The sequence below is a fragment of the Marinobacter persicus genome (genome assembly GCF_002934325.1).
In the GTDB taxonomy this organism is placed as follows: domain Bacteria; phylum Pseudomonadota; class Gammaproteobacteria; order Pseudomonadales; family Oleiphilaceae; genus Marinobacter; species Marinobacter persicus_A.
This window is the reverse complement of sequence record NZ_PTIV01000022.1, coordinates 43854-68548: the sequence shown is the minus strand read 5'-3', so window position 1 is coordinate 68548 and position 24695 is coordinate 43854. Positions and strand designations below refer to the sequence as shown.

The 24695-nt window shown below is 58.9% G+C and carries 23 protein-coding genes; 16 read left to right on the top strand and 7 right to left on the bottom strand.

Features of this window, described 5'->3' with window-relative positions; genetic code table 11:
• Positions 1-233: 233 nt before the first annotated feature.
• Together BY454_RS11900 and BY454_RS11895 are read left to right on the top strand one after the other, a co-directional pair.
• The gene (locus tag BY454_RS11900) at positions 234-575 is read left to right on the top strand and encodes a hypothetical protein (protein ID WP_104416692.1); all 342 of its coding nucleotides are present in this window, start codon (positions 234-236) and stop codon (positions 573-575) included.
• Positions 576-577: 2 nt separating this feature from the next.
• On the top strand, positions 578-2032 hold the full coding sequence (locus tag BY454_RS11895) for a TrkH family potassium uptake protein (RefSeq protein WP_445626103.1): 1455 nt from the start codon (positions 578-580) through the stop codon (positions 2030-2032).
• 25 nt (positions 2033-2057) lie between these two features.
• On the opposite strand, the gene arsB is transcribed toward BY454_RS11895, so the two are convergent.
• Positions 2058-3080 carry an ACR3 family arsenite efflux transporter gene (arsB, locus tag BY454_RS11890; protein WP_104416691.1) on the bottom strand — a complete coding sequence of 341 codons (1023 nt, stop codon included), beginning with the start codon at positions 3078-3080 and terminating at the stop codon, positions 2058-2060.
• Between the two features lie 86 nt (positions 3081-3166).
• Here arsB and BY454_RS11885 point away from each other — a divergent pair, with 86 nt between their 5' ends.
• Genes BY454_RS11885 through arsJ form a run of 3 tightly spaced genes read left to right on the top strand, consistent with a single transcriptional unit; the run spans position 3167 to position 6168 of the window.
• Positions 3167-3928, top strand: coding sequence for a metalloregulator ArsR/SmtB family transcription factor (locus tag BY454_RS11885; protein WP_104416694.1), 762 nt, complete (start codon positions 3167-3169; stop codon positions 3926-3928).
• Between the two features lie 40 nt (positions 3929-3968).
• Complete coding sequence (locus tag BY454_RS11880) at positions 3969-4973, top strand: ArsJ-associated glyceraldehyde-3-phosphate dehydrogenase (protein WP_104416690.1); 1005 nt, start codon at positions 3969-3971, stop codon at positions 4971-4973.
• Between the two features lies 1 nt (position 4974).
• On the top strand, positions 4975-6168 hold the full coding sequence (gene arsJ / locus BY454_RS11875) for an organoarsenical effux MFS transporter ArsJ (protein ID WP_104416689.1): 1194 nt from the start codon (positions 4975-4977) through the stop codon (positions 6166-6168).
• A gap of 13 nt (positions 6169-6181) precedes the next feature.
• Here arsJ and BY454_RS11870 read toward each other — a convergent pair whose 3' ends face one another.
• From BY454_RS11870 to BY454_RS11860, 3 genes are all read right to left on the bottom strand, one after another.
• Entirely contained in the window at positions 6182-7669 is a 1488-nt protein-coding gene (locus tag BY454_RS11870; RefSeq protein WP_104416688.1) for a M17 family metallopeptidase, read from the bottom strand.
• Between the two features lie 250 nt (positions 7670-7919).
• On the bottom strand, positions 7920-8156 hold the full coding sequence (locus tag BY454_RS11865; protein ID WP_104416687.1) for a thioredoxin family protein: 237 nt from the start codon (positions 8154-8156) through the stop codon (positions 7920-7922).
• A gap of 36 nt (positions 8157-8192) precedes the next feature.
• Positions 8193-9209 (bottom strand): permease, encoded by a 1017-nt coding sequence (locus BY454_RS11860; RefSeq protein WP_104416686.1) that lies wholly within the window; start codon positions 9207-9209, stop codon positions 8193-8195.
• Positions 9210-9397: 188 nt separating this feature from the next.
• On the opposite strand from BY454_RS11860, the gene BY454_RS11855 reads away from it, so the two are divergent.
• From BY454_RS11855 to phoU, 11 genes are all read left to right on the top strand, one after another.
• Positions 9398-9931: a sigma-70 family RNA polymerase sigma factor gene (locus BY454_RS11855; protein WP_104416685.1), complete on the top strand. Its 534-nt coding sequence runs from the start codon at positions 9398-9400 to the stop codon at positions 9929-9931.
• A gap of 17 nt (positions 9932-9948) precedes the next feature.
• Positions 9949-11139 carry an MFS transporter gene (locus BY454_RS11850; RefSeq protein WP_104416684.1) on the top strand — a complete coding sequence of 397 codons (1191 nt, stop codon included), beginning with the start codon at positions 9949-9951 and terminating at the stop codon, positions 11137-11139.
• A 4-nt stretch (positions 11140-11143) separates the two neighbouring features.
• On the top strand, positions 11144-12274 hold the full coding sequence (locus BY454_RS11845) for a tRNA-queuosine alpha-mannosyltransferase domain-containing protein (protein ID WP_104416683.1): 1131 nt from the start codon (positions 11144-11146) through the stop codon (positions 12272-12274).
• Positions 12275-12566: 292 nt separating this feature from the next.
• Complete coding sequence (locus tag BY454_RS11840; RefSeq protein ID WP_104416682.1) at positions 12567-14057, top strand: SulP family inorganic anion transporter; 1491 nt, start codon at positions 12567-12569, stop codon at positions 14055-14057.
• Positions 14058-14070: 13 nt separating this feature from the next.
• A complete protein-coding gene (locus BY454_RS11835) occupies positions 14071-14955 on the top strand; it encodes a universal stress protein (protein ID WP_258075642.1) in 885 nt (294 codons plus the stop codon).
• Between the two features lie 91 nt (positions 14956-15046).
• A complete protein-coding gene (gene cfa, locus BY454_RS11830) occupies positions 15047-16204 on the top strand; it encodes a cyclopropane fatty acyl phospholipid synthase (protein ID WP_104416680.1) in 1158 nt (385 codons plus the stop codon).
• Positions 16205-16328: 124 nt separating this feature from the next.
• Positions 16329-17381 carry a substrate-binding domain-containing protein gene (locus tag BY454_RS11825; protein WP_104416679.1) on the top strand — a complete coding sequence of 351 codons (1053 nt, stop codon included), beginning with the start codon at positions 16329-16331 and terminating at the stop codon, positions 17379-17381.
• A 159-nt stretch (positions 17382-17540) separates the two neighbouring features.
• Positions 17541-18929 (top strand): phosphate ABC transporter permease subunit PstC, encoded by a 1389-nt coding sequence (pstC, locus tag BY454_RS11820; RefSeq protein WP_104416678.1) that lies wholly within the window; start codon positions 17541-17543, stop codon positions 18927-18929.
• Positions 18922-20196: a phosphate ABC transporter permease PstA gene (gene pstA, locus BY454_RS11815; RefSeq protein ID WP_104416677.1), complete on the top strand. Its 1275-nt coding sequence runs from the start codon at positions 18922-18924 to the stop codon at positions 20194-20196. The genes pstC and pstA overlap by 8 nt, the downstream gene beginning before the upstream one ends.
• 11 nt (positions 20197-20207) lie before the next feature.
• Positions 20208-21095, top strand: coding sequence for a phosphate ABC transporter ATP-binding protein PstB (pstB, locus tag BY454_RS11810; RefSeq protein WP_104416676.1), 888 nt, complete (start codon positions 20208-20210; stop codon positions 21093-21095).
• 26 nt (positions 21096-21121) lie between these two features.
• Positions 21122-21844 (top strand): phosphate signaling complex protein PhoU, encoded by a 723-nt coding sequence (gene phoU, locus BY454_RS11805; RefSeq protein ID WP_104416675.1) that lies wholly within the window; start codon positions 21122-21124, stop codon positions 21842-21844.
• Positions 21845-22031: 187 nt separating this feature from the next.
• Here phoU and BY454_RS11800 read toward each other — a convergent pair whose 3' ends face one another.
• The 3 genes from BY454_RS11800 to BY454_RS11790 form a co-directional block, all read right to left on the bottom strand.
• Positions 22032-22397: a histidine triad nucleotide-binding protein gene (locus BY454_RS11800; protein WP_104416674.1), complete on the bottom strand. Its 366-nt coding sequence runs from the start codon at positions 22395-22397 to the stop codon at positions 22032-22034.
• A 26-nt stretch (positions 22398-22423) separates the two neighbouring features.
• Positions 22424-23734, bottom strand: coding sequence for an FAD-dependent monooxygenase (locus BY454_RS11795; RefSeq protein WP_104416673.1), 1311 nt, complete (start codon positions 23732-23734; stop codon positions 22424-22426).
• Positions 23735-23834: 100 nt separating this feature from the next.
• Positions 23835-24668, bottom strand: coding sequence for a mechanosensitive ion channel family protein (locus BY454_RS11790; protein ID WP_104416672.1), 834 nt, complete (start codon positions 24666-24668; stop codon positions 23835-23837).
• Positions 24669-24695 lie beyond the last annotated feature (27 nt).

Sequence of the window (24695 nt, the reverse complement as noted above, 5' to 3'; positions counted from 1 at the left end):
GCTTTCTCATAGGGGTAACCTCATGCTGGGAAATGTGAGGTTACTGTAGGGCGAATTTCAGCAGGGCGGCAGAACGTCGTGGAATGGACGCTTACCGCACTGCGTTGCGGTCCATGCTGCCTAGGGGGCGTAAAAATGCCGTAAAAATTACATTTTTTGAGTCCAAAATTACGTGAGCTTGTGGTTTCCTTACGCTGTTTGGCGCAGACGTGCCTTACCGAACAGGGGCAAGCATGGGTTTTTCTCGTTTAAAACCGGGTATACTGGGCCACCTAATTATTGCGCTCGCATGGCTCGCCTTCCTGGCTATAGCCAATCACCAAGCCGGGCGGCCTGTTTTATCCATTTTTCCTTATATGGTGCCCGTAGTGTTTTTTGCCTGGGTGCACGGGGCTAAATGGGGATTCTTTTTCGCTGGCCTGTCAGCCCTCGCGGCGTTGCCAGCCGATTATATTGCTACTCACTCTAAAGAAGATTTACTGTACGCAGGCTTTGCCACCTATATACAGTTGAGTGGTGCGGTTATAGGTTGTGCGGCGGCACGAATGATTCGAGAAAAAGCTGGGCGATCCTGATTATGGCACTAATGAATTTGCGGCCTGTAATACAGATTCTTGGGTTCTTGCTGATTCTGCTCAGCTTTCTGATGACGCTGCCCGTGAATCTCTTGATGTTCGGCGAAACCCCTGACTGGCTGGCGTTTGTCAAATCGGCATCGATCTGCTTCGTGGTCGGTCTGATGTTTTTTTTGAGTGTCGGCCGGAGACGCTATCCACTCAAACAGCGGGAAATGTTTTTCCTCACCGTTTCTTCCTGGGTTGTGCTCCCTCTTTTTTCCAGCTTGCCGCTATTGTTAAGCGACCTTAACTTAAGCATTACGGATGCTTTTTTTGAAAGCATCTCCGGAGTAACTACCACCGGCTCAACGGTGATGACTGGCCTCGATAATCTACCTGGCGACATTCTGCTGTGGCGCTCCATCATGCAATGGATGGGTGGTATCGGCATCATTGGCATGGCCGTGGCAATTCTGCCGTTCTTGAGGATTGGTGGTATGCGGCTATTCGCCACAGAGTCCTCAGAGTGGACAGAGAAAGCCGTGCCACGGACGAACCGTTTGGCAAGGGGGCTGGTGTTCAGTTATCTGACATTGACCTTTGGGTCCATTCTGGTTTATTGGGTTTTAGGCATGGACCTGTTCAATGCGGTGAATCATGCGTTTACGACCGTATCGACAGGCGGTTATTCCACATCGGATAGTTCAATGGGGCAGTTTGAGCAGCTCCCCATTCTATTTGCGTCGGCCATCTTTATGATGCTGGGCGGCGTGCCGTTTTTCCTCTTTGTCAGGCTTTTGAATGGCCAGGCCAAGCCTTTGTTCCGGGATAAACAGGTTCGTTTCTTTATCACCTTCTTGGTGATCGTGGCAGCTACGATTGCTTCCTATCGGGTTGTAAAAGAAGGTGTCGTGCCTGTTGATGCCTTTGTGCACGCGCTGTTCAATGTGACCTCCGTGGTCACAACCACAGGCTACGCTTCACAGGATTACTCCCTGTGGGGACCCTTTGTGGTGGTGCTGTTCTTTTTTCTGACATTTGTGGGGGGGTGTTCAGGCTCAACCAGTGGTGGCATGAAGATTTTCCGCTTCCAGCTTTCGATGCTGCTTCTGCGAGAGCAGGTGATCCGGCTGTTGCACCCAAATGCGGTCATTGCCCGGCACTATAACGGGCGTATCATCAGTGACGAGATTGTGGCGTCCAGCGTGGCTTTTTCCTTCATTTTCCTAGCAACCCTGGGTGCGGTAGCTGCAATACTCGCCTTGCTCGGTCTAGACCTTGTTACAAGCTTGACCGGCGCGGCTACGGCTTTAGCCAATGTTGGACCGGGCCTTGGGGATACGATCGGGCCCGCCGGTAACTTCCAGACGTTGCCAGATGCCGCGAAGTGGGTATTAATGGCGGCCATGCTGTTAGGCCGGCTGGAATTGCTCAGTGTGTTTGTCTTATTTTCTCCCCATTTCTGGCGCGGCTGAGTCGCGCCGGATATTGGCGAGCTGGTCAGGACGGGAAGTGATTCCGGGTCCTGTTGGCAATTTTCACCAGCGCCAGCATCAGGGGTACTTCCACCAATACTCCCACTACCGTCGCCAATGCGGCACCGGATTGTAGTCCGAAGAGGGCGATGGCGGCGGCGACAGCCAGTTCGAAGAAGTTGCTGGCACCAATCATGGCCCCCGGTGCGGCGATGCAGTGGCGCACCTTCCACAACTTGGCCCAACCATAGGCCAGCAGAAAGATGAACACCGTCTGGATGATCAGCGGTACCGCAATCAGGGCAATGTGCAGCGGGTTCTGCAGGATCACCTCCCCCTGGAAGGCAAACAGCAGCACCAGAGTGACAATTAAGGCCGCCGGGGTAACCGGGCCAATGCGTTTCATGAAGACGTTGTCGTACCATTGTTCGCCTTGGCGGGCGATCAGCACGCGGCGGGTCAGGTAGCCGGCGGTCAGTGGGATGACGATGTAGAGCACCACCGACAGCAGCACGGTATCCCAGGGCACCTGGATGTCGGAAATGCCCAGCAGGAACACGACAATCGGTGCGAAGGCGAACAGCATGATGATGTCGTTCAGGGATACCTGCACCAGGGTGTAGGCGGCATCGCCACGGGTCAGGTAGCTCCAGACAAACACCATGGCGGTGCAGGGCGCGGCGCCCAGCAGGATGGCACCGGCCAGGTACTCGCTGGCTAGATCCGGCGCAATCCAGGGCTCGAACACCACGGTCAGAAAGAACCAGGCAATGGCGAACATGGTGAAAGGCTTGATCAGCCAGTTCACGGTGGTGGTGATGGCCAGGCCCTTGGGCTCTTTTCGCACACCCACGATGGCGGTGAAATCAATCTGCGCCATCATCGGGAAAATCATCGCCCAGATCAGGATGGCGATAGGGATGGATACCTGTGCGTATTCAAAGCGTGAGAGCATCTCCGGCACCACCGGTGCCACTTGCCCCAGTACCACGCCGGCAATGATGGCCAGGGCGACCCAGACCGACAGAAACCGCTCGAAAAAACCCATGCCTTTCTCTTCCTTTACTCGTTAACGAATCCCCACTATTATGCATAAAAACAGATATTCATGAAAACGAATATATGGAAAATCGCATGAAGCGCCGAGTCCTGTTTGTATGTACCGCCAACAGCGCCCGCTCCCTGATGGCCGAAGCCGTGCTCCGTGATATGGCCGGTGACCAGTTTGAAGTGGCCAGCGCGGGTACTGACCCTGCCACACCTAACCCCCTGGCCCTGCAGGTGCTGGAAGAGGCCGGTATTGATAGCACCGGGCTGCACAGCAAACAGCTGGCCGGTTTGCAGGATCAACCCTGGGATTACGTGATTACGCTGTGTGACAAGGCCGCCAGTGAATGCGGCGTGGTGCACGCCGGGGCCCAGCAGATTCACTGGGATTTCCCGGACCCGGCCGCTACCAACCGGCACGCCACCTTCGCGCTTACCCTGAAAGAGCTAAAGGAGCGGATTGGCCTGTTCACCCTGGTGCACCAGAAAGAAACCGGCCTGAAGCCCGCCGAATTTAATCCCGTGACCGTGTTCAAGGCATTGGGCGATGAGCTGCGTCTGTCCGCCCTGTTGCTGATCCGTCATCAGGTCCGGCTGTGCGTGTGTGAGCTGACCGAAGCCTTTGAAGTATCACAGCCCAAAGTCAGCCGTCATCTGGCCACGTTGCGCGATGCCGGCCTGCTGGATACCGAAAGGCACGGACAATGGGTCTATTATTATCTGAACCCGGCCCTGCCGGAGTGGCTGAGGCGGGTGCTGGAAGAGACGGCCATTCACAACGCGTCACTGATTGAGAGCCCGCTGGTCCGGCTGGAAAGCATGGCCGACCGGCCGGTGCGTTGTTCCTGACACACATTGTATGGATTGCGAGAATCGCAAGGAGAACACCATGAGCAAAATCAAAGTAGGTATTAACGGTTTCGGCCGCATCGGTCGCCTGGCCCTGCGCGCCGCCTGGGGCTGGCCGGAGATGGAGTTCGTAGCGATCAATGATCCGGGCGCAGATGCCGCGAGTCTCGCGCACCTGCTGAACTTCGACAGCATTCACGGTCGCTGGAGCCATGAGGCAACCGCCGATGGCGACGACATGGTGATCGACGGCCAGCGCATTCGCGTGACCCGCAACCGCGCCATTGCCGATACCGACTGGTCCGGCTGTGACCTGGTGATCGAGGCCAGTGGCGTGAACCGCAAGGTGGAAGTGCTGCAGGCCTACCTGGACCAGGGCGTAAAACGCGTGGTGGTGACCGCACCGGTGAAGGAGGCGGGCGCCAAGAACATCGTGCTGGGCGTGAACGAAGATATCTTTGACCCGGCGAACGACCGCATTGTCACCGCTGCTTCCTGCACCACCAACTGCCTGGCACCGGTGGTGAAGGTGATTCACGAGCACCTGGGCATCAAGCACGGCTCGCTGACCACCATCCACAGCCTGACCAACACCCAGACCATCATTGATGCGCCCCACAAGGACCCACGCCGGGCCCGGGCCTGCGGCAGTTCGCTGATTCCCACCAGCACCGGTTCCGCCACCGCGATCATCGAGATTTTCCCGGAACTCAAGGGCCGGCTGGATGGCCACGCGGTGCGGGTGCCGCTGACCAATGCCTCGCTCACCGACTGCGTCTTTGAGGTGGAAAAGCCCACCGATGTGGAGACCGTCAACCGGCTGCTGAAAACCGCCGCCGAAGGCGAACTGAAAGACATCCTGGGTTACGAAGAACGCCCTTTGGTGTCCATCGACTACAAGACCGACCCGCGTTCCTCCATCGTTGATGCCCTGTCCACCCTGGTGGTCAACGGCACCCAGGTGAAGATCTACGCCTGGTATGACAACGAGTGGGGCTACGCCAACCGCACCGCCGAGCTGGCGCGCAAGGTGGGCCTGGCCTGATATGACTGCCGCCATCCGCCAGTATCTGGTGATTACCGGTAACTACTGGGCCTTCACCTTGACCGATGGCGCGTTGCGAATGCTGGTGGTACTGCATTTCCACCAGCTGGGCTATTCGCCGCTGGCCATCGCCCTGTTGTTCATCTTTTACGAATTCTTCGGGGTGGTGACCAACCTGGTGGGCGGTTACCTGGGCGCCCGCATGGGCCTGAACCGCACCATGAACATCGGCCTGTTTCTGCAGATTGTCGCCCTGGCCATGCTGGCGGTGCCGGCGGCGATGCTCACCGTGCCCTGGGTGATGGCGGCCCAGGCGCTGTCCGGCATTGCCAAGGATCTGAACAAGATGTCCGCCAAGAGCGGCATCAAGTTGCTGGTGCCGGATACCGAGCAGGGCAAGCTGTACAAGTGGGTGGCCATTCTCACCGGCTCCAAGAACACCCTTAAAGGCGTGGGCTTCTTCCTGGGTGGCGTGCTGCTGATGGCCGCCGGCTTCAAGGGGGCCGTGATTCTGATGGCGGTGGCTCTGGGCGTGGTCTGGCTGGCCAGCCTGTTCCTGCTGGGGCAGGACCTGGGCAAGAGCAAGGCGAAACCGAAGTTCCGTGAAATCCTCTCCAAGAGCCGGGCCATCAACGTGCTGTCGGCGGCTCGTATGTTCCTGTTCGGCGCCCGGGATGTCTGGTTCGTGGTGGCCTTGCCGGTATACATGGCCACCGCCTTTGGCTGGGATCATTGGCAGGTGGGTGGCTTCATGGCCAGCTGGATCATCGGCTACGGCTTCATCCAGACCATCGCCCCGCGCATCACCGGGCAAACCGAAGGCCGTCAGGGGGCGGTGCTCTGGGCCGGTGCCCTGGCGCTGATTCCGGCGGTGATTGCCGCCGGCCTGATGGCCGGCTGGCCGGCTCAGCCGGTGGTGATCGGTGGCCTGCTGTTGTTCGGTGTGCTGTTCGCCATTAACTCCTCCCTGCACAGCTATCTGATTGTCAGCTATGCCCGGGACGATGGCGTGTCGCTGGATGTGGGGTTCTATTATATGTCCAACGCGGCTGGCCGGTTGCTGGGCACCATTCTGTCCGGCTGGGTATACCAGGCCCATGGGCTGGAAGCCTGTTTGTGGATTTCGGCGGGATTTCTCGTGATCGCGGCTTTGATGTCCATAATGTTACCGGTAAAGCGAGCGGTCGCGGCTTAGCCTGAGAATGAAGTTAGCGGTCGGCTAACTTCTTGAGCCACTCCACCCCGAAGCGCACCCCGAAACCTTGCAGGTCCGTGGGTATATGGGCCAGCCCGCCCGTGTGAGTGCCAGAGGAGGCCATATCGACATGAACCCAGCCGATTTCCTTGTCAACAAACCGCCCCAGCAGGCGTGCCGCGTAGATGTGATCGCCGGGCACTGTTGTTCGGCACTGCAAGGTGTCGGCAACTTTTGACTTCAGATCCTCATCGTAATCGTCTTCATACGGAAACGGCCATACCCGCTCACCGCAGCGTTCCCCTGCCTGGATAATAGGCTCTACCCACTCGCGGCGGTTAGTGATTGCACCGGCCATTCGCTGCCCCAGAGCGGCTACCACGCTTCCCGTCAGCGTTGCATAATCAATAATTGCACGCGGCTTGCCGCGGGAGACCAGTGCCAGGGTATCGGAAAGCACCATTCGCCCCTCGGCATCGGTGTTGATCAGTTCAATCGTGGTGCCATCGAGGGCCGTAATAACGTCGTTGCATTTCACTGCCCGTGACCCGATGTGGTTTTCCGCCAGAGCAAGCCAGCAGTCCACCGGTTGATCGAATTCGAGGCGGGTAAGGGCGAGAAAGGCGCCAAGCGCAACCGCACTGCCCTGCATGTCACCATGCATGCCCAGCATGCTGCCGCCAACTTTGAGGTTGCTGCCACCGGTGTCAAAACAGATGCCTTTACCGACCAGCGCCAGCGGCTTGCCGTCGGCTCCGGCGGGGCGGTATTGCAGGTGCAGTATGCCAGCATCCCTGACCGGACTGGCCTCTACAACCGAGAGGAAGGCGCCGGCCCCAAGCTCTTCCAGCTCGTCGCGGTCATAGAAATGGGTGCCCCAGCCTTCTTCGCCAGCCAGTGACTCGACGAACTCTCGGTAAATGCCCGGCGTCAGGTAATTGCCCGGCAAATGGGTTAACCACCGAGCCAGATTGTTGCCTTCGGCCGTTGCCTCGGCGTATCTGAAGTCGGCGTTTGCGAAATTCCCGAAAAAGTGGATGGCCTCGAGCACTTTCGGTTCCGTTGGTTTGCCAGAGATCCGGGGCAGCTGGAACAGGTCTGCGTGTGCGGCAGCCAGCAGTGCTTCGGCCATGGTGCTGGCAGAAATCTCAGTGTCCATCAGGGAGATGACATTAAGCTCAGCTGACCGCTCTGCCATCAGGGGGCCAACGACTTTACGGGCCAGGGTCAGGGCTTTGAAGGTGGGGATAGTGTCGGGCACAAAAACAACGGCGGCACGACCACCACAGGGCGTGGACAGAAATACCGGATTTTCGGTTTCCGGATATCTTGGAAGTGTCTTTTCCAGAAGGCCGGCCCAGGGCGTCTTTTCTATTGCATTGCGGTCACGCTCGGGCACCAGAAGCACAACGCCTGTTGCGGGCTGGAAATCCCACGAGGCCGGTGTCTCTCCATCGGTTTGTATCAGCAACGGGTGTGGTTCTGGAAGTTCCGGGGTCATACCTATATTCCTAAGGAAATTGGCCTGGTTCTGTACTCAGTATAGATAGTTTCCCGACCCGAAAGCGTCCAGATTAACCAACCGCGACAGTATTTTTCGACGGCCCGGCCTGCCCCCTACGGAAGCCTCTGTATATGCTGATTTTCTTCAACCCGAGAGATCGGGACTTCTACGTTTAGAGAAGGTCTGGGCGACCGGCAGTTAGTTCGGCCGCCCAATGTGCCTATATCCTGTAAATCATCAACTCGGTTTACGACTGTATCCAACCAGCAATCTTGTCCTGTTCCGGGACGGAGCCACTGTGAATCACCTTGCCGTCGAGTGCCACGGCGGGTGTGGACATCACCTGATATTCCATGATCCTGGCCGGATCGGTCACCTTGATGACTTCGACCGATTCGCCCAAATCCTTAGCGGTGCGCTCAATGGCTTCGGCAGTGTTGACGCATTTCTTGCAACCGGTGCCCAGTACTTCAAACGTTTTCATCGGGTTCTCCTGTTCTCGGTTTCTCGTGTGAATACATCAGACCCCGCCAAACAGCCAGGGCCCGATCAGGTTGATCACCCAGCCGACCACCATGAAGTTGGCCAGCAGGATGGTAAAAATGATCGCCAGCAGGCGGAAGGTCATCACCTGCTTGAGCATGATGAACTCGGGAAAGCTGGCCGCCACGGTGCTCATGCAGAACGCCAGGGTGGTGCCCACCGGCAGGCCTTTGGTAATCAGGCTTTCCATCACCGGAATCACCCCGGTGGCATTGGAATACAGGGGCAGGCCGGCGAATACGGCGGCGGGGACGTTCCACCACTGGCCGGCGCCCAGGTTCTCGGCAAACCAGCCATCCGGCACAAAGCCGTGCAGGGCGGCGCCCAGGCCAACGCCGATCAATACCCATTTCCAGATGCGGCCGACGATTTCTTTCAGTTCGTCTTTCGCAAAATTGTGTCTGTCTTTAAACGTCAGCTTCGGGGCCTCGGGCACTTCAACGTCCTGCGATGAGTCATGAGTCTTCTCCGCCGCCTTCCGGTAAGCCTTGGCGGCGAAATCCTTCAGCCAGCGTTCGCCCTTGATGGCATCCAGAATCATGCCGCCGATCATGCCCACGGCCATGCCGACCACGATATAGGCCAGGGTGAACTTCCAGCCCAGAAGACTCCAGAGCATGATCACCGCCACCTCGTTGATAATGGGCGACGTGAACAGAAAGGCCATGGTGATGCCCAGCGGAATGCCCGCGCTGGTAAAGCCCAGGAACAGCGGAATACTGGAGCAGGAGCAGAACGGCGTGATGGCACCAAAGCCGGAGCCGAAAAAGTAGCCAACCGCCCGGTTTTTCCGTTGAATGTAGGCGCGTACCCGCTCCAGATTCAGCGAGGCCCGCATCAGGGCAATCACATAGATCATCACCACCAGCAGGAACAGGATCTTGGTGGTGTCCTCAATGAAAAAGTGAATGGCCGTGCCCAGTCTGGTGTCCGGGCCCAGGCCCAGCAGGGTGTAGGCCAGCCAGTCGGCGAGTAGGGTGAAGATCTCCAGCATGGTGGTTTGTTCCGGTCCGGTGTCCACGAAAAAGTGTTGTTGCCAAAGAAGACGAACGAGACACAGAAAAGATACACCGGTTTGGACAGACAAGTGCTGACAGCAACGCCAGACACAACACGATACAATGTGGTTTCGATGGGGCGGTACCTTTGGCACCGACAAAACACGGGAGTTTACCGAGCACCATGGCATTTGAGTGCGTATTGAAAGCCTGGGAAGATCACCAATCGGAACTTCGGCAATACCTCGTCAGCAGGTTGCCTGACCCCGCCATGGCTGATGATTTCCTGCAGGACGTGTTCTTCCGTGCCATGCGGGCAGGGCAAACGTTCTGTGAGCTGGACAACCCCCGGGCCTGGCTGTTCCGCGTGGCCCGCAATGCCCTGACCGACAACGCCCGCCTGCGCAAACAGTGGGTGCCCGTGCCGGAGCATCTGCCAGATGAGCGTACCTCAGATCGGGCGCCGGTGGATGAGCCGGACCAGTGTATTCACCGGACCCTTCCGGTTCTTGCGGACGCGGACCGGGATATCCTGCAGGCCTGTGATCTGGGGACCATGTCCCAGGTGGCGTATGCGCAGGCGCACGGGTTGTCGTTGCCGGCCACCAAGGCCCGCATTCGCCGGGCCCGGGAGCGGCTTCGGGCAACCCTTGCCAGCCGCTGCAATGTAGAGACCGACAGCAATGGCCGGATCTGCTGCCATAAAATGCAAAGCTGATAACAAAGACAACAACAATGATCGACCTGCTTCGGCGTTACCCCCTGCCGGTGATTGTGCTGGCGCAACTGTTTGGCACGTCCCTCTGGTTCAGTATTAACGGCGTCTGGCTGTCCCTGGCCCGCGAGCTGGGGCTGGCGGAAGCCCGGCTGGGCACGCTGACCCTGGCGGTGCAGGGCGGCTTCATCGCCGGCACGCTTACCTTTGCGGTGACTGGGCTGGCGGATCGTTTCGGAGCCAGCCGCATGTTTGCCGTGGCCAGTGTGGTGGGGGCGCTGGCCAACGCCGGTTTCGTGATGGCGGTGGAGCAGCCAGTCCTGGGTTTCGCCCTGCGATTCGCCACGGGTTTGTGTCTTGCCGGTATCTACCCGCTGGGCATGAAAATGGTGATTGCCTGGACGCCCCGATACGCTGGCGCCGCACTGGCTTGGTTGATCGGTATGCTGACCGTGGGTACCGCACTCCCGCACCTGATGCGTGGCGCCACCCTGGGGCTGCCCTGGGAATGGCCGCTGCTGGGTTCGTCGATGCTTGCTCTGGTTGGCGGTGCCCTGGTGTTGTTGCTGGGCGATGGCCCGCACCTGCCCAAGACCTCCGGCCGCATTCCCCTTAGCCGGGGGCTGGCCGCCCTGGGTAATGCCCGGTTCCGGTCTGTGGCGGGCGGCTATTTCGGGCACATGTGGGAGCTGTATGCGTTCTGGACCCTGACGCCACTGTTGGTGGCCCGGGAATTGGACCGTGCCGGCTGGTCTGCCGGCCTGTTGCCCTGGCTGGCCTTTGCTGTGATCGCCATTGGGGCTCTGGGTTGCATCCTGGGTGGACAGCTCAGTCGCAGCCGGGGCAGTGCCTGGGTGGCCTTCCGAGCGCTGGCCGTTTCCGGCCTGTTGTGCCTTTGCTACCCGGTATTGGCGGGCCTGCCGTCCTGGCTGTTGTTGATGCTCCTGCTGCTTTGGGGAGTCATGGTGGTCGCCGACTCGCCTCAATTCTCCGCCCTGGCGGCCGCCGCCGCACCCCGGGAATCTATTGGTTCCTCACTGGCAGTGATGAACGCGGTTGGTTATGGTCTGACGCTTCCGGCCATCTGGATAACCGCCGGTTTGTGGGATACCTGGGGTGTCTGGGTGTCGCTGCTGCTGGTGCCGGGGCCATTGTTGGGGCTCTGGTCCCTGGGACGCGGTGGCCTGCATCGACTCTCAACAACGAATTAATGTCATGACCCAGTCAGCCTCCAACAACACGGATTCAAAGCCCCGGGTTCTGCTCCTGTCCGGTTACGATGCCGCCAGTCACCGGCGTTGGCGGGAACAGCTGGTGGCGCTGTTTCCGGATTACCACTGGCACACCCTGGCGCTGTCGCCCCGGTATTTCCGCTGGCGCATTCGCGGCAACCCCCTGGCCTGGCTCAACGAGCCCTGTTTCCGGGAAAGCTGGGACCTGGTGATTGCCACCTCCATGGTGGACCTGGCTGCCTTGAAGGGTTTCCATCCCGCTTTGGCCGGTGTGCCTTGCCTGTTGTACATGCACGAAAACCAGTTCGCGTTTCCGGTATCGGACCGGCAGCATTCCAGCGTTGATCCACAGGTGGTGAATTTGTACAGCGCCATTGCCGCTGACGGGCTGATGTTCAACAGTGCCTGGAACCGGGACAGCTTCCTGGATGGTGCCACCCGGTTTCTGGACCGGATGCCCGACGGCGTTCCGTATGGGCTGATTGCCGGGCTGCGTGACAAAGCCCGGGTGCTCCCGGTGCCCATTGAAGATCGGATGTTTGTCAGCCGGGAAACAAAGCCGGATTGGCAATGCCCGCATCTGCTCTGGAACCATCGGTGGGAGTATGACAAGGGGCCTGGCCGGCTGCTGGGCCTGCTCAACGAGTTGGAGCGGCGTGAGGTGCCTTATCGGGTGAGTGTGGTGGGGGAGAGCTTCCGCAAGTACCCGCCGGAGTTTGACGACATTCGCAAACGCTTCGCTCATCGAATCAATCACTGGGGGTTTCTGGAGCAGCGGGCCGATTACGACCGATTGCTGGCGGAAGCCGATATTGTGTTTTCCACGGCCCTGCACGATTTCCAGGGGCTGTCGATGCTCGAGGCCATGGCTTCGGGGTGCGTGCCGCTGGCGCCGGACCGGTTGGCTTACCCCGAGTACGTGCCTGCCGCGAGCCGGTATGCCAGCCACGAAACCGATCCTGACGAAGAAGCCCGGACAGCGGTGGATACCTTGCAAAAAGTGCTGGTGAATCAACCCTCAGCGATCGCGCCGGACGCCTGGCGGGCCTCGGCCTTGCAGGCCCGCTATCGGGATTTCATGGAGGCCGCCATGGCCGCCGGTCGATTTTCCTAACCGGCTCTGGTAGAATCCGCGCCCTCTTTGAGGCGCCGCCTCGTTTTTCCTTCATCAACAAAATTGAAACCAGACTGTGACGATTCTTCCGCCCTAGCGCTCAAGCCATTCCCCCAGGTGTCCGCGAACAACCTTTAGCCGGCTGCCCCGTGCAGGTCCGTTTGCCGTTCGCTCGTGATGCCGCGCTGGTCGCAGTCCTGTTCCTGTAATACCCCCATAAGACACTGTGGCACTGGTCGATTGTGATCTGTGCACTCGCTGTTTTTGTGACATTCAACCGGATTGACTGAATATGCTGAAAAGTCTTCAAACCAACTGGTTTTCCAACATCCGTGGTGACCTGCTCGCTGGTATCGTGGTGGCCCTGGCGTTGATCCCGGAGGCCATTGCCTTTTCCATCATTGCCGGCGTCGACCCGAAAATCGGGCTTTACGCTTCCTTCTGTATTGCCGTGGTGATTGCCTTTGTCGGCGGCCGCCCGGGCATGATTTCCGCTGCTACCGGGGCCATGGCCCTGCTGATGGTCACGCTGGTTAAGGAGCACGGGTTACAGTACCTGTTGGCGGCCACCCTGTTGACTGGTGTGTTCCAGATTATTGCCGGTTACCTGAAACTCGGTGGACTCATGCGGTTTGTCTCCCGCTCGGTGGTCACCGGTTTTGTGAACGCCCTGGCAATCCTGATTTTCATGGCCCAGCTGCCGGAACTGACCAACGTCACCTGGCATGTCTATGCCATGACCGCCGCCGGGCTGGGCATTATCTACCTGTTCCCCTACGTGCCGGTGGTAGGCAAGGTGCTGCCGTCGCCGCTGGTGTGCATCATCGTGTTGACCGGTGTGGCCATGGCGGTGGGCCTGGATATCCGCACCGTGGGCGACATGGGCGAGTTGCCGGACACGCTGCCGATCTTCCTGTGGCCGAATGTGCCACTGAATCTCGAAACCTTGATGATCATCCTGCCGTATTCGCTCGGTCTGGCGGTGGTGGGCCTGCTGGAATCCATGATGACCGCCACCATCGTGGACGATCTGACTGACACCACCAGTGACCGCAATCGCGAGTGTAAGGGGCAGGGCGTGGCCAATATTGGTGCCGGTTTGCTGGGCGGCATGGCCGGTTGCGCCATGATCGGCCAGTCCATCATCAACGTGAAATCCGGCGGCCGGACCCGTCTGTCCACACTGACCGCCGGTGTCTTCCTGCTGATCATGGTGCTGGTTCTGGACCAGTGGCTGGTGCAGATCCCCATGGCCGCGCTGGTGGCGGTAATGATCATGGTTTCCATCGGTACCTTCAGCTGGGGCTCAATCAAGAACCTGAAAGAACACCCGCTGTCCACGAACATTGTTATGGTGGTGACCGTGGTTGTGGTGGTTGCTACCCACAATCTGGCATTTGGCGTTCTTGCCGGTGTATTGCTCGCTTCCCTGTTCTTCGCCAACAAGGTGGGGCACTACATGGCGGTCACCTCGGAGTTTGATCAGAACACCGACACCCGCACCTATAAGGTGGTTGGGCAGGTGTTCTTCAGCTCATCGGAAAAATTTCTGGAAGCCTTCGATTTCAAGGAAGCGGTCGATAACGTCGTTATCGACTTGAGCCGCGCTCATTTCTGGGACATCACCGCCGTCGGTGCGCTCGACAAGGCCGTGATCAAATTCCGTCGTGAAGGTGCGGATGTGGAAGTGCTCGGCCTGAACGAAGCCAGCGCCACGATCGTCGATCGCTTCGGCGTGCATGACAAACCGGACGCCGCCGATGGTCTCATGGGCGGCCACTGAGGGAGTTGCATCAATGACGGATAACAACCGAGAAAACGGCCCCCTGCAGGTGGTGGCCTGCATCGATGGTTCCCAGGCGGCGCTGAGCGTCTGTGACTATGCAGCCTGGGCCAGCCAGCGCATGGGTGACCCGCTGCTGCTCCTGCACGTGCTGGACGAGGAAAAATACCCGGCCCGTACAGACGTGAGTGGCAACATTGGCCTGGGCGCCCGGGAGCATTTGCTGAATGAGCTGGTGGAACTGGACCAACAGCGGAGCAAGCTGGCCCTCAAGCAGGGCCACCTGATGCTGGATGAAGCCGAGCAGCGTGTTCGGGCCGATGGCGTGGACCGCGTCAATCAGCGCCAGCGTCACGACGAGCTGGCCGGCTCGCTGGTTTCCCTGGAGCCCGAGGCCCGTTTGTTTGTCCTTGGGCTGCACGGCGAAGGCAGCAACCGGGAAGGTGCGAAACACGTGGGCAGCCAGCTGGAAACGGTGATCCGTAGCGTACACCGTCCGGTGTTGCTGGTGCCGGATGAGTACACTGAGCCACGGAGTGCTATGCTTGCCTTTGATGGCAGTGAAACGGCGTTCCGGAGTATCGAGCTCCTGGCGGGCACGCCGGTTTTCCAGGGTATGCCGTTCCACCTGGTGATGGTGGGGCAGGACACCGATGAAAAGCGTGGGCAGATGGCGCGGGCGCGAGACGTCCTCGCTGCTCAGGATCTGGATGTGACAGAAGCGATTTGTCAGGGTACGGATGTGGAGAAGGCCCTGCACGAATACCAGGATGAGCATGACATTGATCTGCTGATCATGGGGGCTTACGGTCACTCCTGCGTTCGTCGGTTCCTGGTGGGCAGTACCACCACCAGGATGCTGGAAACCGCCCAAAAACCGCTGGTTATTCTCCGGTAATTCACTGGCCTGCCTTGCGTGCACTTGAGGTGGTGTAGCACCGCCTCTCGCCGAGCTCATCACGACTATCATCTGTTAATGGAGATGGCGAATGATGAACGAGACGATGGCCGAGAGTACAAAGTTTTTTGACCCCGACAAGAAGACCCACCAGTTTGCGGCAGATCTGCTGGCCCAGGCAGACATCCAGATTGGGGGTTCCCGGCCCTGGGATATCCAGTTCCTGGCCGAAGGGGTGCCCGAGGCCGCCCTGGCCCGTGGCAACCTGGGGTTTGGCGAAGCCTACATGGACGGGGCCTGGGAGGCTGAGGCGCTGGACCAGTTCTTCTGTAAGCTGTTAGCCGCCCGCCTGCCGCATTACATCAAACCCGCCAAAATTTTTCCCCACATCGTAAGAGCAAAGCTGCTGAACCGGCAGACCGCCAGGCGCGCCTGGGAAGTGGGAGAAGCCCATTATGATCTGGGCAACGAATTCTACGGGGCCATGCTCGATTCCCGCATGACCTACACCTGTGGCTACTGGAAAGACGCGGACAATCTGGAAGACGCCCAAGAGGCGAAGCTGGACCTGATCTGCCGCAAGCTGCAACTGGAACCGGGTATGCGCCTGCTGGATATCGGCTGCGGCTGGGGCAGCCTGATGGCCTATGCCGCAGAGCATTATGGCGTGGAAGCCGTGGGCCTGACCATTTCCAAAGAGCAGACCCAGTGGGCGAAAACCCATTATCCGCACCTGAACCTTGATTTCCGGCTAATGGATTACCGGGAGATTGATGAAAAATTTGACCGCATAGCCAGTGTCGGCATGTTCGAGCACGTGGGACCGAAGAACTACCGCACGTTCATGGAAGTGGTCTACCGCTGCTTGAACCCCGGCGGCCTGTTCCTGCTACACACCATCGGCAAGAACCAGCGCAATTCCTTCCCCGATCCGTTTATCGACAAATACATTTTCCCGAACGGCGAGCTGCCTTCCATCGGCCAGATTGGCGACGCCGTCGATGAACTGTTTGTGGTGGAGGATCTGCACAATTTCGGAGCAGATTACGACAAGACCCTGATGGCCTGGCACGCCAACTTTGAGAAAGCCTGGCCCCGTTTCCGGGAAGAACTGGGCGAGCGGTTCTATCGCATGTGGCGGTATTACCTGCTCTCCTGCGCCGGGGCCTTCCGGGCACGGGATATCCAGCTCTGGCAGTGGGTGATGGCTAAGGACGGAGTGGAGGGCGTTTACCAGAGAGTGGTCTGAGCCGCTTAAAGAAAAAAACGGGTTGTTTTCGGTTGTAACAAAGCTGTCACACAGTCCCCCTAGGATGCACTCATCGGTAAAGCAGATCCGACCCAACGTCTAAACCAAATAACGGAGACTTGACGTGATGAAACTGAAAACTGCGCTGACGTCTGTAGCCCTGGCCGGCACCATCGCCGCCGTATCCACCCCGGCTATGGCGCGTGACACCATCAGCATTGTGGGTTCCTCCACGGTATACCCGTTCGCGACTGTTGTGGCTGAGCGTTTCGGTACCAAAACCGAGTACAGCACTCCGAAGCTGGAGTCCACAGGCTCCGGTGGCGGCATGAAGCTGTTCTGCCAGGGTATCGGTACCCAGCACCCGGACATCACCAACGCATCCCGTCGCATGAAAACGTCCGAGTATGACCTGTGCCAGAAGAACGGCGTGACAGACATCACCGAGTTCCGTATTGGCTCTGACGGCATCGTGATTGCCAGCTCCCAGGAAGCACAAAACTTGGACATCACCCTGGAAACTCTGTTCCTGGCCCTGGGCAAGAAAGTTCCGAACCCGGACAACGAGAAAGAGCTGATCGAGAACCCGTACGAGAAGTGGAGCGACATCGACTCCAGCCTGCCGAACGTTGCCATTCGTGTAATGGGTCCGCCGCCGACTTCCGGCACCCGTGACTCCTTCAACGAACTGGCCCTGCAGGGTGGCTGTGAAGACCTGCCGGCCGTTGCCGACATGAGCGAAGACGACATGGAAGCCGTGTGCCAGAGCGTTCGTGAAGACGGCGCCTTCATCGAAGCCGGTGAGAACGATAACCTGATCGTTCAGAAGCTGATCGACGACGACTCCCTGTATGGTGTGTTCGGCTACAGCTTCCTGGAAGAAAACTCTGACCGGCTGCAGGCTGCTACCCTGAACGGCGTGGTTCCGACTGTCGAAGCGATTGCTGCTGATGAGTATCCGGTTGCCCGTTCACTGTTCTTCTATGTGAAGAAAGCTCACATCGGTGTTATCCCGGGTATTAAGGGCTACATTGAAGAATTCGTCAGTCCGGCTGCCATGGGTCGCAACGGCTACCTGAAGAGCGTCGGCCTGATTGTTCCGCCGCGTGAAGCCCTGATGGATCTGCAGGACAAGGCCGCCAACATGCCGAACCTGCAGAAGAGCGAACTGCTCTAAGAAAATCAGCAGCTTAAGGAAAAGCTGACTGTGAAGGGTGCGAGTCTGAGGGCTCGCACCCTTTTGTGGTTAAACGCGTTGGACAAAAGTGGCCGGTTTGAACCCGGGTCGGAACACCGTAAACTTGCCGCTCAATTGAAGTGCCAGACAGGATAATTCATGCAACCTGCCAATCTCCTCATACTGACCCTCGCCCTGGTGGTGATCGCCTATGGGCTGGGCTACGCCCGTTCCCGCTCATTGGCGATGCCGCTGGGAGGGATTCGTCATCTCAAGTCTTTGCCCTTTTACTACGGTGCCCGGGCGGCCCTGTGGTGTGGAATACCGGCTTTGCTGGTTCTGGCGCTGTGGGCCGCATTCCAGGGCAAGGTTATCCAGATGCTGGTCATCGGGTCGCTGCCGGTGGATATGATCCCGGACTCCGAAGGTGCCGCGAGCCTGCTGCTGAGCAAGATCAGCAATGTGGCCAGTGGTGCCTTGCCCCCGGGGTTTGTGGATGCTCCGATTGCCCAGGCGGCTGAGCGGTTGCAAGAGTTAAGAAGCCAGAGTCGCTTGTACATGACTGCTCTGGTGATCGCGGTGGCGGTGTTGGCGGGCTTCCTGGGCTGGTTGCGCATTCGGCCGAGACTGAATGCGCGTGCGCAGGTGGAAAGCATCCTCAAGTGGATTTTCTTTTCCTGTGCCGCGCTGGCGATTCTCACTACCGTTGGCATCATTTTTTCAGTGGCGTTTGAGACCTTCCGGTTCTTCCAGAAAATTTCCTTCATTGATTTCATTTTTGGATCCCAGTGGAGCCCGCAGACCGCCTTGCGTGCCGATCAGGTGGCGGCAGAAGGCGCCTTCGGCATGATTCCGTTGTTTACCGGCACCCTGTTGATCTCGTTCATTGCCATGCTGGTGGCGGTGCCGGTGGGGCTGCTCTCGGCGATTTACCTTTCCGAGTACGCCAACAAGCGGGTTCGGAGCATCGTCAAGCCAATGCTCGAAATGCTGGCGGGTATCCCCACGGTGGTTTACGGCTTTTTCGCGGCACTGACCGTGGCGCCGTTCATCAGTGACCTGGCCGCCTCGGTGGGCATCGACGCGTCTTCCCAGAGTGCGCTGGCCGCCGGTGGTGTGATGGGTATCATGATCATTCCGTTTGTGTCATCGCTGTCCGACGACGTTATCAATGCCGTGCCCCAGACGCTTCGGGATGGCTCGCTGGCCCTGGGGGCCACCCAGTCCGAGACCATGAAGAAGGTCATTTTCCCGGCCGCGCTGCCGGGCATCATGGGTGGGGTTCTGCTGGCGGTGTCCCGCGCTATTGGCGAGACCATGATCGTGGTGATGGCGGCTGGCCTGGCTGCTAATCTCACCGCCAACCCGCTGGAAACCGTGACTACGGTTACCGTGCAGATTGTCACGCTGCTGACTGGCGACCAGGAGTTTGACAGTGCCAAGACCCTGGCGGCCTTTGCGTTGGGTGCCATGTTGTTCCTGGCCACCCTGCTGCTGAACGTGATTGCCCTGAAAATTGTCCGGAAATATCGGGAACAGTATGACTGATCAACTTTCACAGGCGGAGTTAGTCCGCAAATCGCTGAAACGCCGTTACCGTAAGGAACGCCGTTTCCGGGCTTACGGCATTGCAGCCATCGCCATTGCCTTGTCGGCGTTGGTGGTGCTGTTTGCAGACATCGTCGGCAAGGGTGCCACCGGTTTCATGAAGACCACCCTGGACCTTCAAGTCGAGCTGGATGGCGAGATGATGTACCTGGACGATGCCACCGATGAGCGACAACTGAAGATGGCGGATTTTGTCGAGCCGCTGGTGCAGGCGTTGCTGAAGGAAATCCCATCCGCGACGGAGAGTGATCGTGATGCCGTGGCGGATCTGATCAACCCCTACGCTTCAGTGACCCTGCGGGACGCCCTCAAAGAGAACCCCGAGTGGCTGAACACCACCCGCTCGATGAGCTTCCTGGCGCACACCGATGTGGATGTCTATGTGAAGCACGCCGGTGATGATGCCTATTCCATCAAGCTGTCTCAGCAGCAGCAACGCTGGGTGGACCAGTTGGTTGAAAAAGGCATTGTCGAGACGTCCTTTAACGACACCTTTTTCAAGAACGGCGATTCCCGGGATCCGTCCAAGGCGGGTATCCTTGGGGCAATCATCGGTTCCCTGCTGACCATGATCGTGACACTGGCATTGTCCTTCCCGATTGGGGTGGCGGCCGCGATCTACCTGGAAGAGTTCGCCCCGCAGAATAAGCTGACCGATTTCATCGAAGTGAACATCAACAACCTGGCTGCGGTACCTTCCATTATCTTCGGCCTGCTGGGCCTGGCGGTGTTCATCAACTTGTTTGGCATGCCGCGCTCGGTGCCGGTGGTGGGCGGTCTGGTGCTGACCCTGATGACCCTGCCCACCATCATTATCTCCAGCCGGGCGGCGATCAAGAGTGTGCCGCCTTCCATCCGGGAAGCCGCTGAAGGCATCGGCGCCTCGAAAATGCAGGTGGTGCTGCACCATGTATTGCCGTTGGCCATGCCGGGTATGCTGACCGGCTCCATCATTGGCATGGCGCAGGCGCTGGGTGAAACCGCGCCGTTGCTGCTGATTGGCATGGTGGCCTTTATTGTGGACGTGCCGGAAGGATTCTTTGATTCCGCCACGGTTCTGCCGGTACAGGTGTTCCTGTGGGCCGGTAGCCCCGAGCTTGCCTTTATTGAACGTGCGTCAGCCGCCATTATGGTACTGCTGGCATTTCTGATTGGTATGAATGCATTGGCCATCTGGCTCCGTAAACGACTTGAGCGCCGGTGGTAAGGAGAGGTTTTATGAGTACGCTTAATACAGCGGTTGCCCAGGAAATGGATAAGTCGGATGAAGCAGAACTGCCAGCGGGCGAAAGCCGTCCGGCTGAGACCGTCATCGAAGAGGGCGCCACCGTCGGAGCACCTTATGCCGACGATCCCAAATTCAAGCTGCGTGACGTGGAAGTGTTCTATGGCGAGGACCGCGCCATCAAGAACATCAGCCTGGACATTGCCCGCAACGAAGTCATCGCCTTTATCGGCCCTTCAGGCTGTGGCAAATCCACCTTCCTGCGCTGCCTGAACCGCATGAACGACAGCATCGATATCTGTCGGGTCAAAGGCTCGTTGCAGCTGGACGATCAGGACCTGTATGACCCCAAGCGCGATGTTGTCGAGCTTCGGGCCCGGGTGGGCATGGTGTTCCAGAAACCCAATCCGTTCCCGAAGTCCATCTACGACAACGTGGCCTACGGCCCGCGCATCCACGGCCTGGCCAATCGCAAATCGGACCTGGATGACATTGTTGAGAGCAGCCTGCGCAAGGCCGGCCTGTGGGAAGAGGTGAAGGACCGTCTGGATGCCACGGCCACCGGCATGTCCGGCGGCCAGCAGCAGCGTTTGTGCATTGCCCGTGCCATTGCCGTGAGCCCGGAAGTGGTGCTGATGGACGAACCCTGTTCGGCGCTGGACCCAATTGCCACCGCCAAGGTGGAGGAACTGATCGCAGAGTTGTCCGAGAGCTACACCATCGTGATCGTGACCCACTCCATGCAGCAGGCGGCCCGTGTGTCTCACCGCACTGCCTATTTCCACTTGGGTCACCTGGTGGAGGTGAACGACACCAACAAGGTGTTCACCTCACCGGAGCACGAGTTGACCGAATCCTACATCACCGGCCGCTTTGGCTAAGCCCGGCCCGGTTATTGGAGAAAGACATGCCAGATAGAAAAGACGACGTATACGGAGATCACATCTCCCACAAGTTCAATGACGAACTGATGGAGCTGAAAACCCAGTTCCTGGAAATGGGCGGCGCCGTTGAATCCCAGGTGGAACGAGCGGTGAAGGCGCTGATTGACAGCGATGGCGAACTGGCTGAGCAGGTCCGCCTGAAAGACAAGGAAGTGGACAAGCAGGAAGTGGCCCTGGATGAAGAGGCCACCCTGATTATTGCCCGCCGCCAGCCCACCGCCCGGGACCTGCGCCTGGTGATCTCCGTGATCAAAATGGTGGCGGACCTGGAGCGGGTGGGCGATGAGGCCAAGAAAATCGCCAAGCTGGCCATTAAGTTGTCCGAGGAAGGCCAGGCACCGCGCGGCTACGTGGAAGTACGGCACATTGCCGGCCACGTTCAGTCCATGCTGCACGATGCCCTGGACGCCTTCACCCGGCTGGATTCCGAGCAGGCGCTGCGGATCATGAAGGAAGACAAGCGCGTGGACGAGGAATACCAGGCCGCCGCCCGCACATTGCTAACGTTCATGATGGAAGATACTCGCAATATTTCCCGTTGCATGTCCGTCATGTGGGTGCTGCGTGCCCTGGAGCGGGTGGGTGACCACGCCTGCAACATCGCCGAGAACGTGATCTTCATGGTGGAGGGCGAAGACGTTCGCCATACCTCCATTGAAGAGGCTGAGCGGGTTGTTGGGGGCTAGGTTCTAGTCGGGAGTGTCTAGACGCAATCAGGCCTCGGGGAGTGGCCGGTATGCGGTACCGCCTTCCCGGACACGCTCAAGCCTTCCATGGGCGCTAAGCTTTGGCCATCCATGGCCAAAGATTGTCCGTCCAGGCGGTACCGCATACCGGCTCGGTTGCGTCTGGTAACCTCGGAGCCGGGTAAACTCAGACCTGCTTCGGCGTATCGGTAAACGGCGGCCAGCCGAAAGACCGCCCGGCCAACAGGTGCAGGTGGATGTGTAACACCGACTGGCCGGCGTGTTCACCGCAGTTCATCACCGTCCGGTAGCCGTCTTCGGCAAAGCCCATGTCCGTGGCCAGTTTGCCGGCAATCCAGAACAGATGCCCCACCCGCTCCCGATCATCCTCCTCGATGTCGTTGATCGTGGCGATCGGCTTCTTGGGAATAATCAGCAAATGCACCGGCGCCTGGGGATTGATGTCCTTGAACGCCAGGGCGGTGTCGTCTTCGTAGACGATGTCGGCGGGAATTTCCCGGTTGATGATCTTGGTAAAAATGGTGTCGGACATGAGTCCTCCTGAACGTGGTCGGAATGTTATGGCCGGTTCTCGCGCAGGCTGCCAAGGCCCGGCAGGTGGCTGGCCATCTGTTTCAGGCTGACCACCGGCGGCTCTTCCAGCCCCATGGCGTAACGGGCCACCCGGTTGCGGGCAAAGGGCAGGGCGCGGGCAGCGCCAAGACCGAGGTTGCGCATCAGGTGAACCGGCGGGATTTCGTTGCTGAACAGATGGTAGAACACATCCATGGTCAGCATCATGCGTCGATTGGCCGGACGCCGCTGTTGCTCATACTGCTTCAATAAGGCCTGACTGCCAGGGTCGGTGCCGTTCATCCTCGCTTCATTCAACAGGGTCTGCAGGCAGAGTGCGTCCTGGAAGCCCAGATTCACGCCCTGGCCGGCCAGCGGGTTGATGGTATGGGCGGCATCGCCGGCCAACACCACCCGGTTGGCGTAATAGTGTTTGGCATGCTGGCGGGCCAGGGGGAAGCTGGCTTTGCCATCGATATGAGTAAGTTCCGGCAGCCGCCGGGGAAACTCGTGCTGTATTTCGGCCATGAGCTCGGCATCACTCAGTGCTTTAAGCTCTTCGTGGCGAGCCGGGCTGTCGTACCACACCAGCGATGCCCAGCTTTCTCCAGGATAATTCTCATCCGCACTGTGCAGAGGCAGAAACGCGCGGGGGCCGCTGGGGTAGAAACCCTGCCAGGTGATGTCTTCGGGGGTGCCCCGATAGCGCACGGAAAACACCATGGCCTGCTGCTGGTACTGGTCCCGGACGACGCCGATGCCCGCCAGCGCTCTTAGTTGCGACTGTGCGCCGTCGGCACCAATCACCAGTTTGCCACGCAGGCTGCTGCCATCTTCCAGGGTGACGGTTGCGGTACTGTCATCCTGCTCCAGCTGGGTGATTCCCTGACCAGTGAACAGGGTGACCAGGGGTTCAGCCTTGGCAGTCTGCCATACTGACAGTCGGGTAATGGAGTTTTCAACGATATGCCCCAGGTGGGATGCACCCAGTTCGTCGGCATTGAACTCGACTTCGGTGAGGCTGCCGGGCAGCTTGTCGGTGATGGGGTGGTTAGCGGCGTCCCATACGCCCAGGCGGCGGTAGGGAGTGGCCCGCATGGCCAGGATGCTCGGCCAGGCGCCCAGGGATTGCAGGTAATCTTCACTGCCCGCGCTCAGGGCGGACACCCGGATGTCGGGAACGGACTGTGAATCGAAGGGATCGGGTTCGGCCAGGTCGATCAGGGCGATCTTGTATCCCTGACGACCCAGGCCGGTTGCCAGGGCGGCGCCAACCATGCCGCCGCCCGTGATAATAATGTCAAATTCCTGGGCCATAACCACCGGTTCCTGTCTGATTGCCCTCTGAGGCTCCCTCAGTTTACGCAAAGCGGCGGGGCAGACAAGCGACCGGGGTCAATCCCCCGGGAACTTGCGATCATTCTTCCTTGTACAGGTGCACATCGCGCTGCGGGAACGGAATGGTCAGTCCCTCGGTGTCGAAGGCTTTCTTGATCTTCTCGTGCATGTCCCAGTACACCGGCCACAGATCGTCGGTCTTGGTCCAGGGCCGCACGATTATGTTCACCGAGTTGTCCCCCAACGAGCCTACCGAGATACGCGGCGCCGGCTCTGGCAGTACGCGGTCGTCTTCGTCCAGGCAGCTTTTGATCACGGCCTTGGCCTTGTCGATGTCATCGCCGTAGCTGATGCCGAAGGTCATGTCGCAACGGCGGGTGTCGTAAAAGCTCACGTTGGTGAGCGTGGCGTTGGACAGGTTGCCGTTGGGAATCACCACGCGGCGGTTATCGAAGGTATCCACGATGGTGTACAGGATGCTGATTTCACGTACCGCACCCAGGAAGCCCTGGGCTTCGATGGTGTCGCCCACCTTGAAGGGTTTGAAAATCAGGATCAGCACGCCACCGGCGAAGTTGCCCAGGCTACCTTGCAGGGCCAGGCCTACCGCCAGACCGGCTGCACCGATAACAGCGATGAACGAGGTGGTGGCGATGCCCACCATGGAGGCCACGGAGATCAGCAGCAGGATTTTCAGGATGGCGCCAATCAGGCCACACAGGAACTTGTTCAGGGTGGGGTCTTTCTTGCCCAGCTTGTTGTCCAGTACGTTAACAAAGCGATTGATCAGCCACAGGCCAACAATCAGGGTGATGATGGCCAGCACAACCTTGGGGGCGTAAGCCATAATCAGGGCAATGGCCTGATCCATAAGTTGCGATGCCTGACCGTCGGCACCAAATAAGTCACCCATAGCGGAACTCCTTGTTCGTATCTGTTT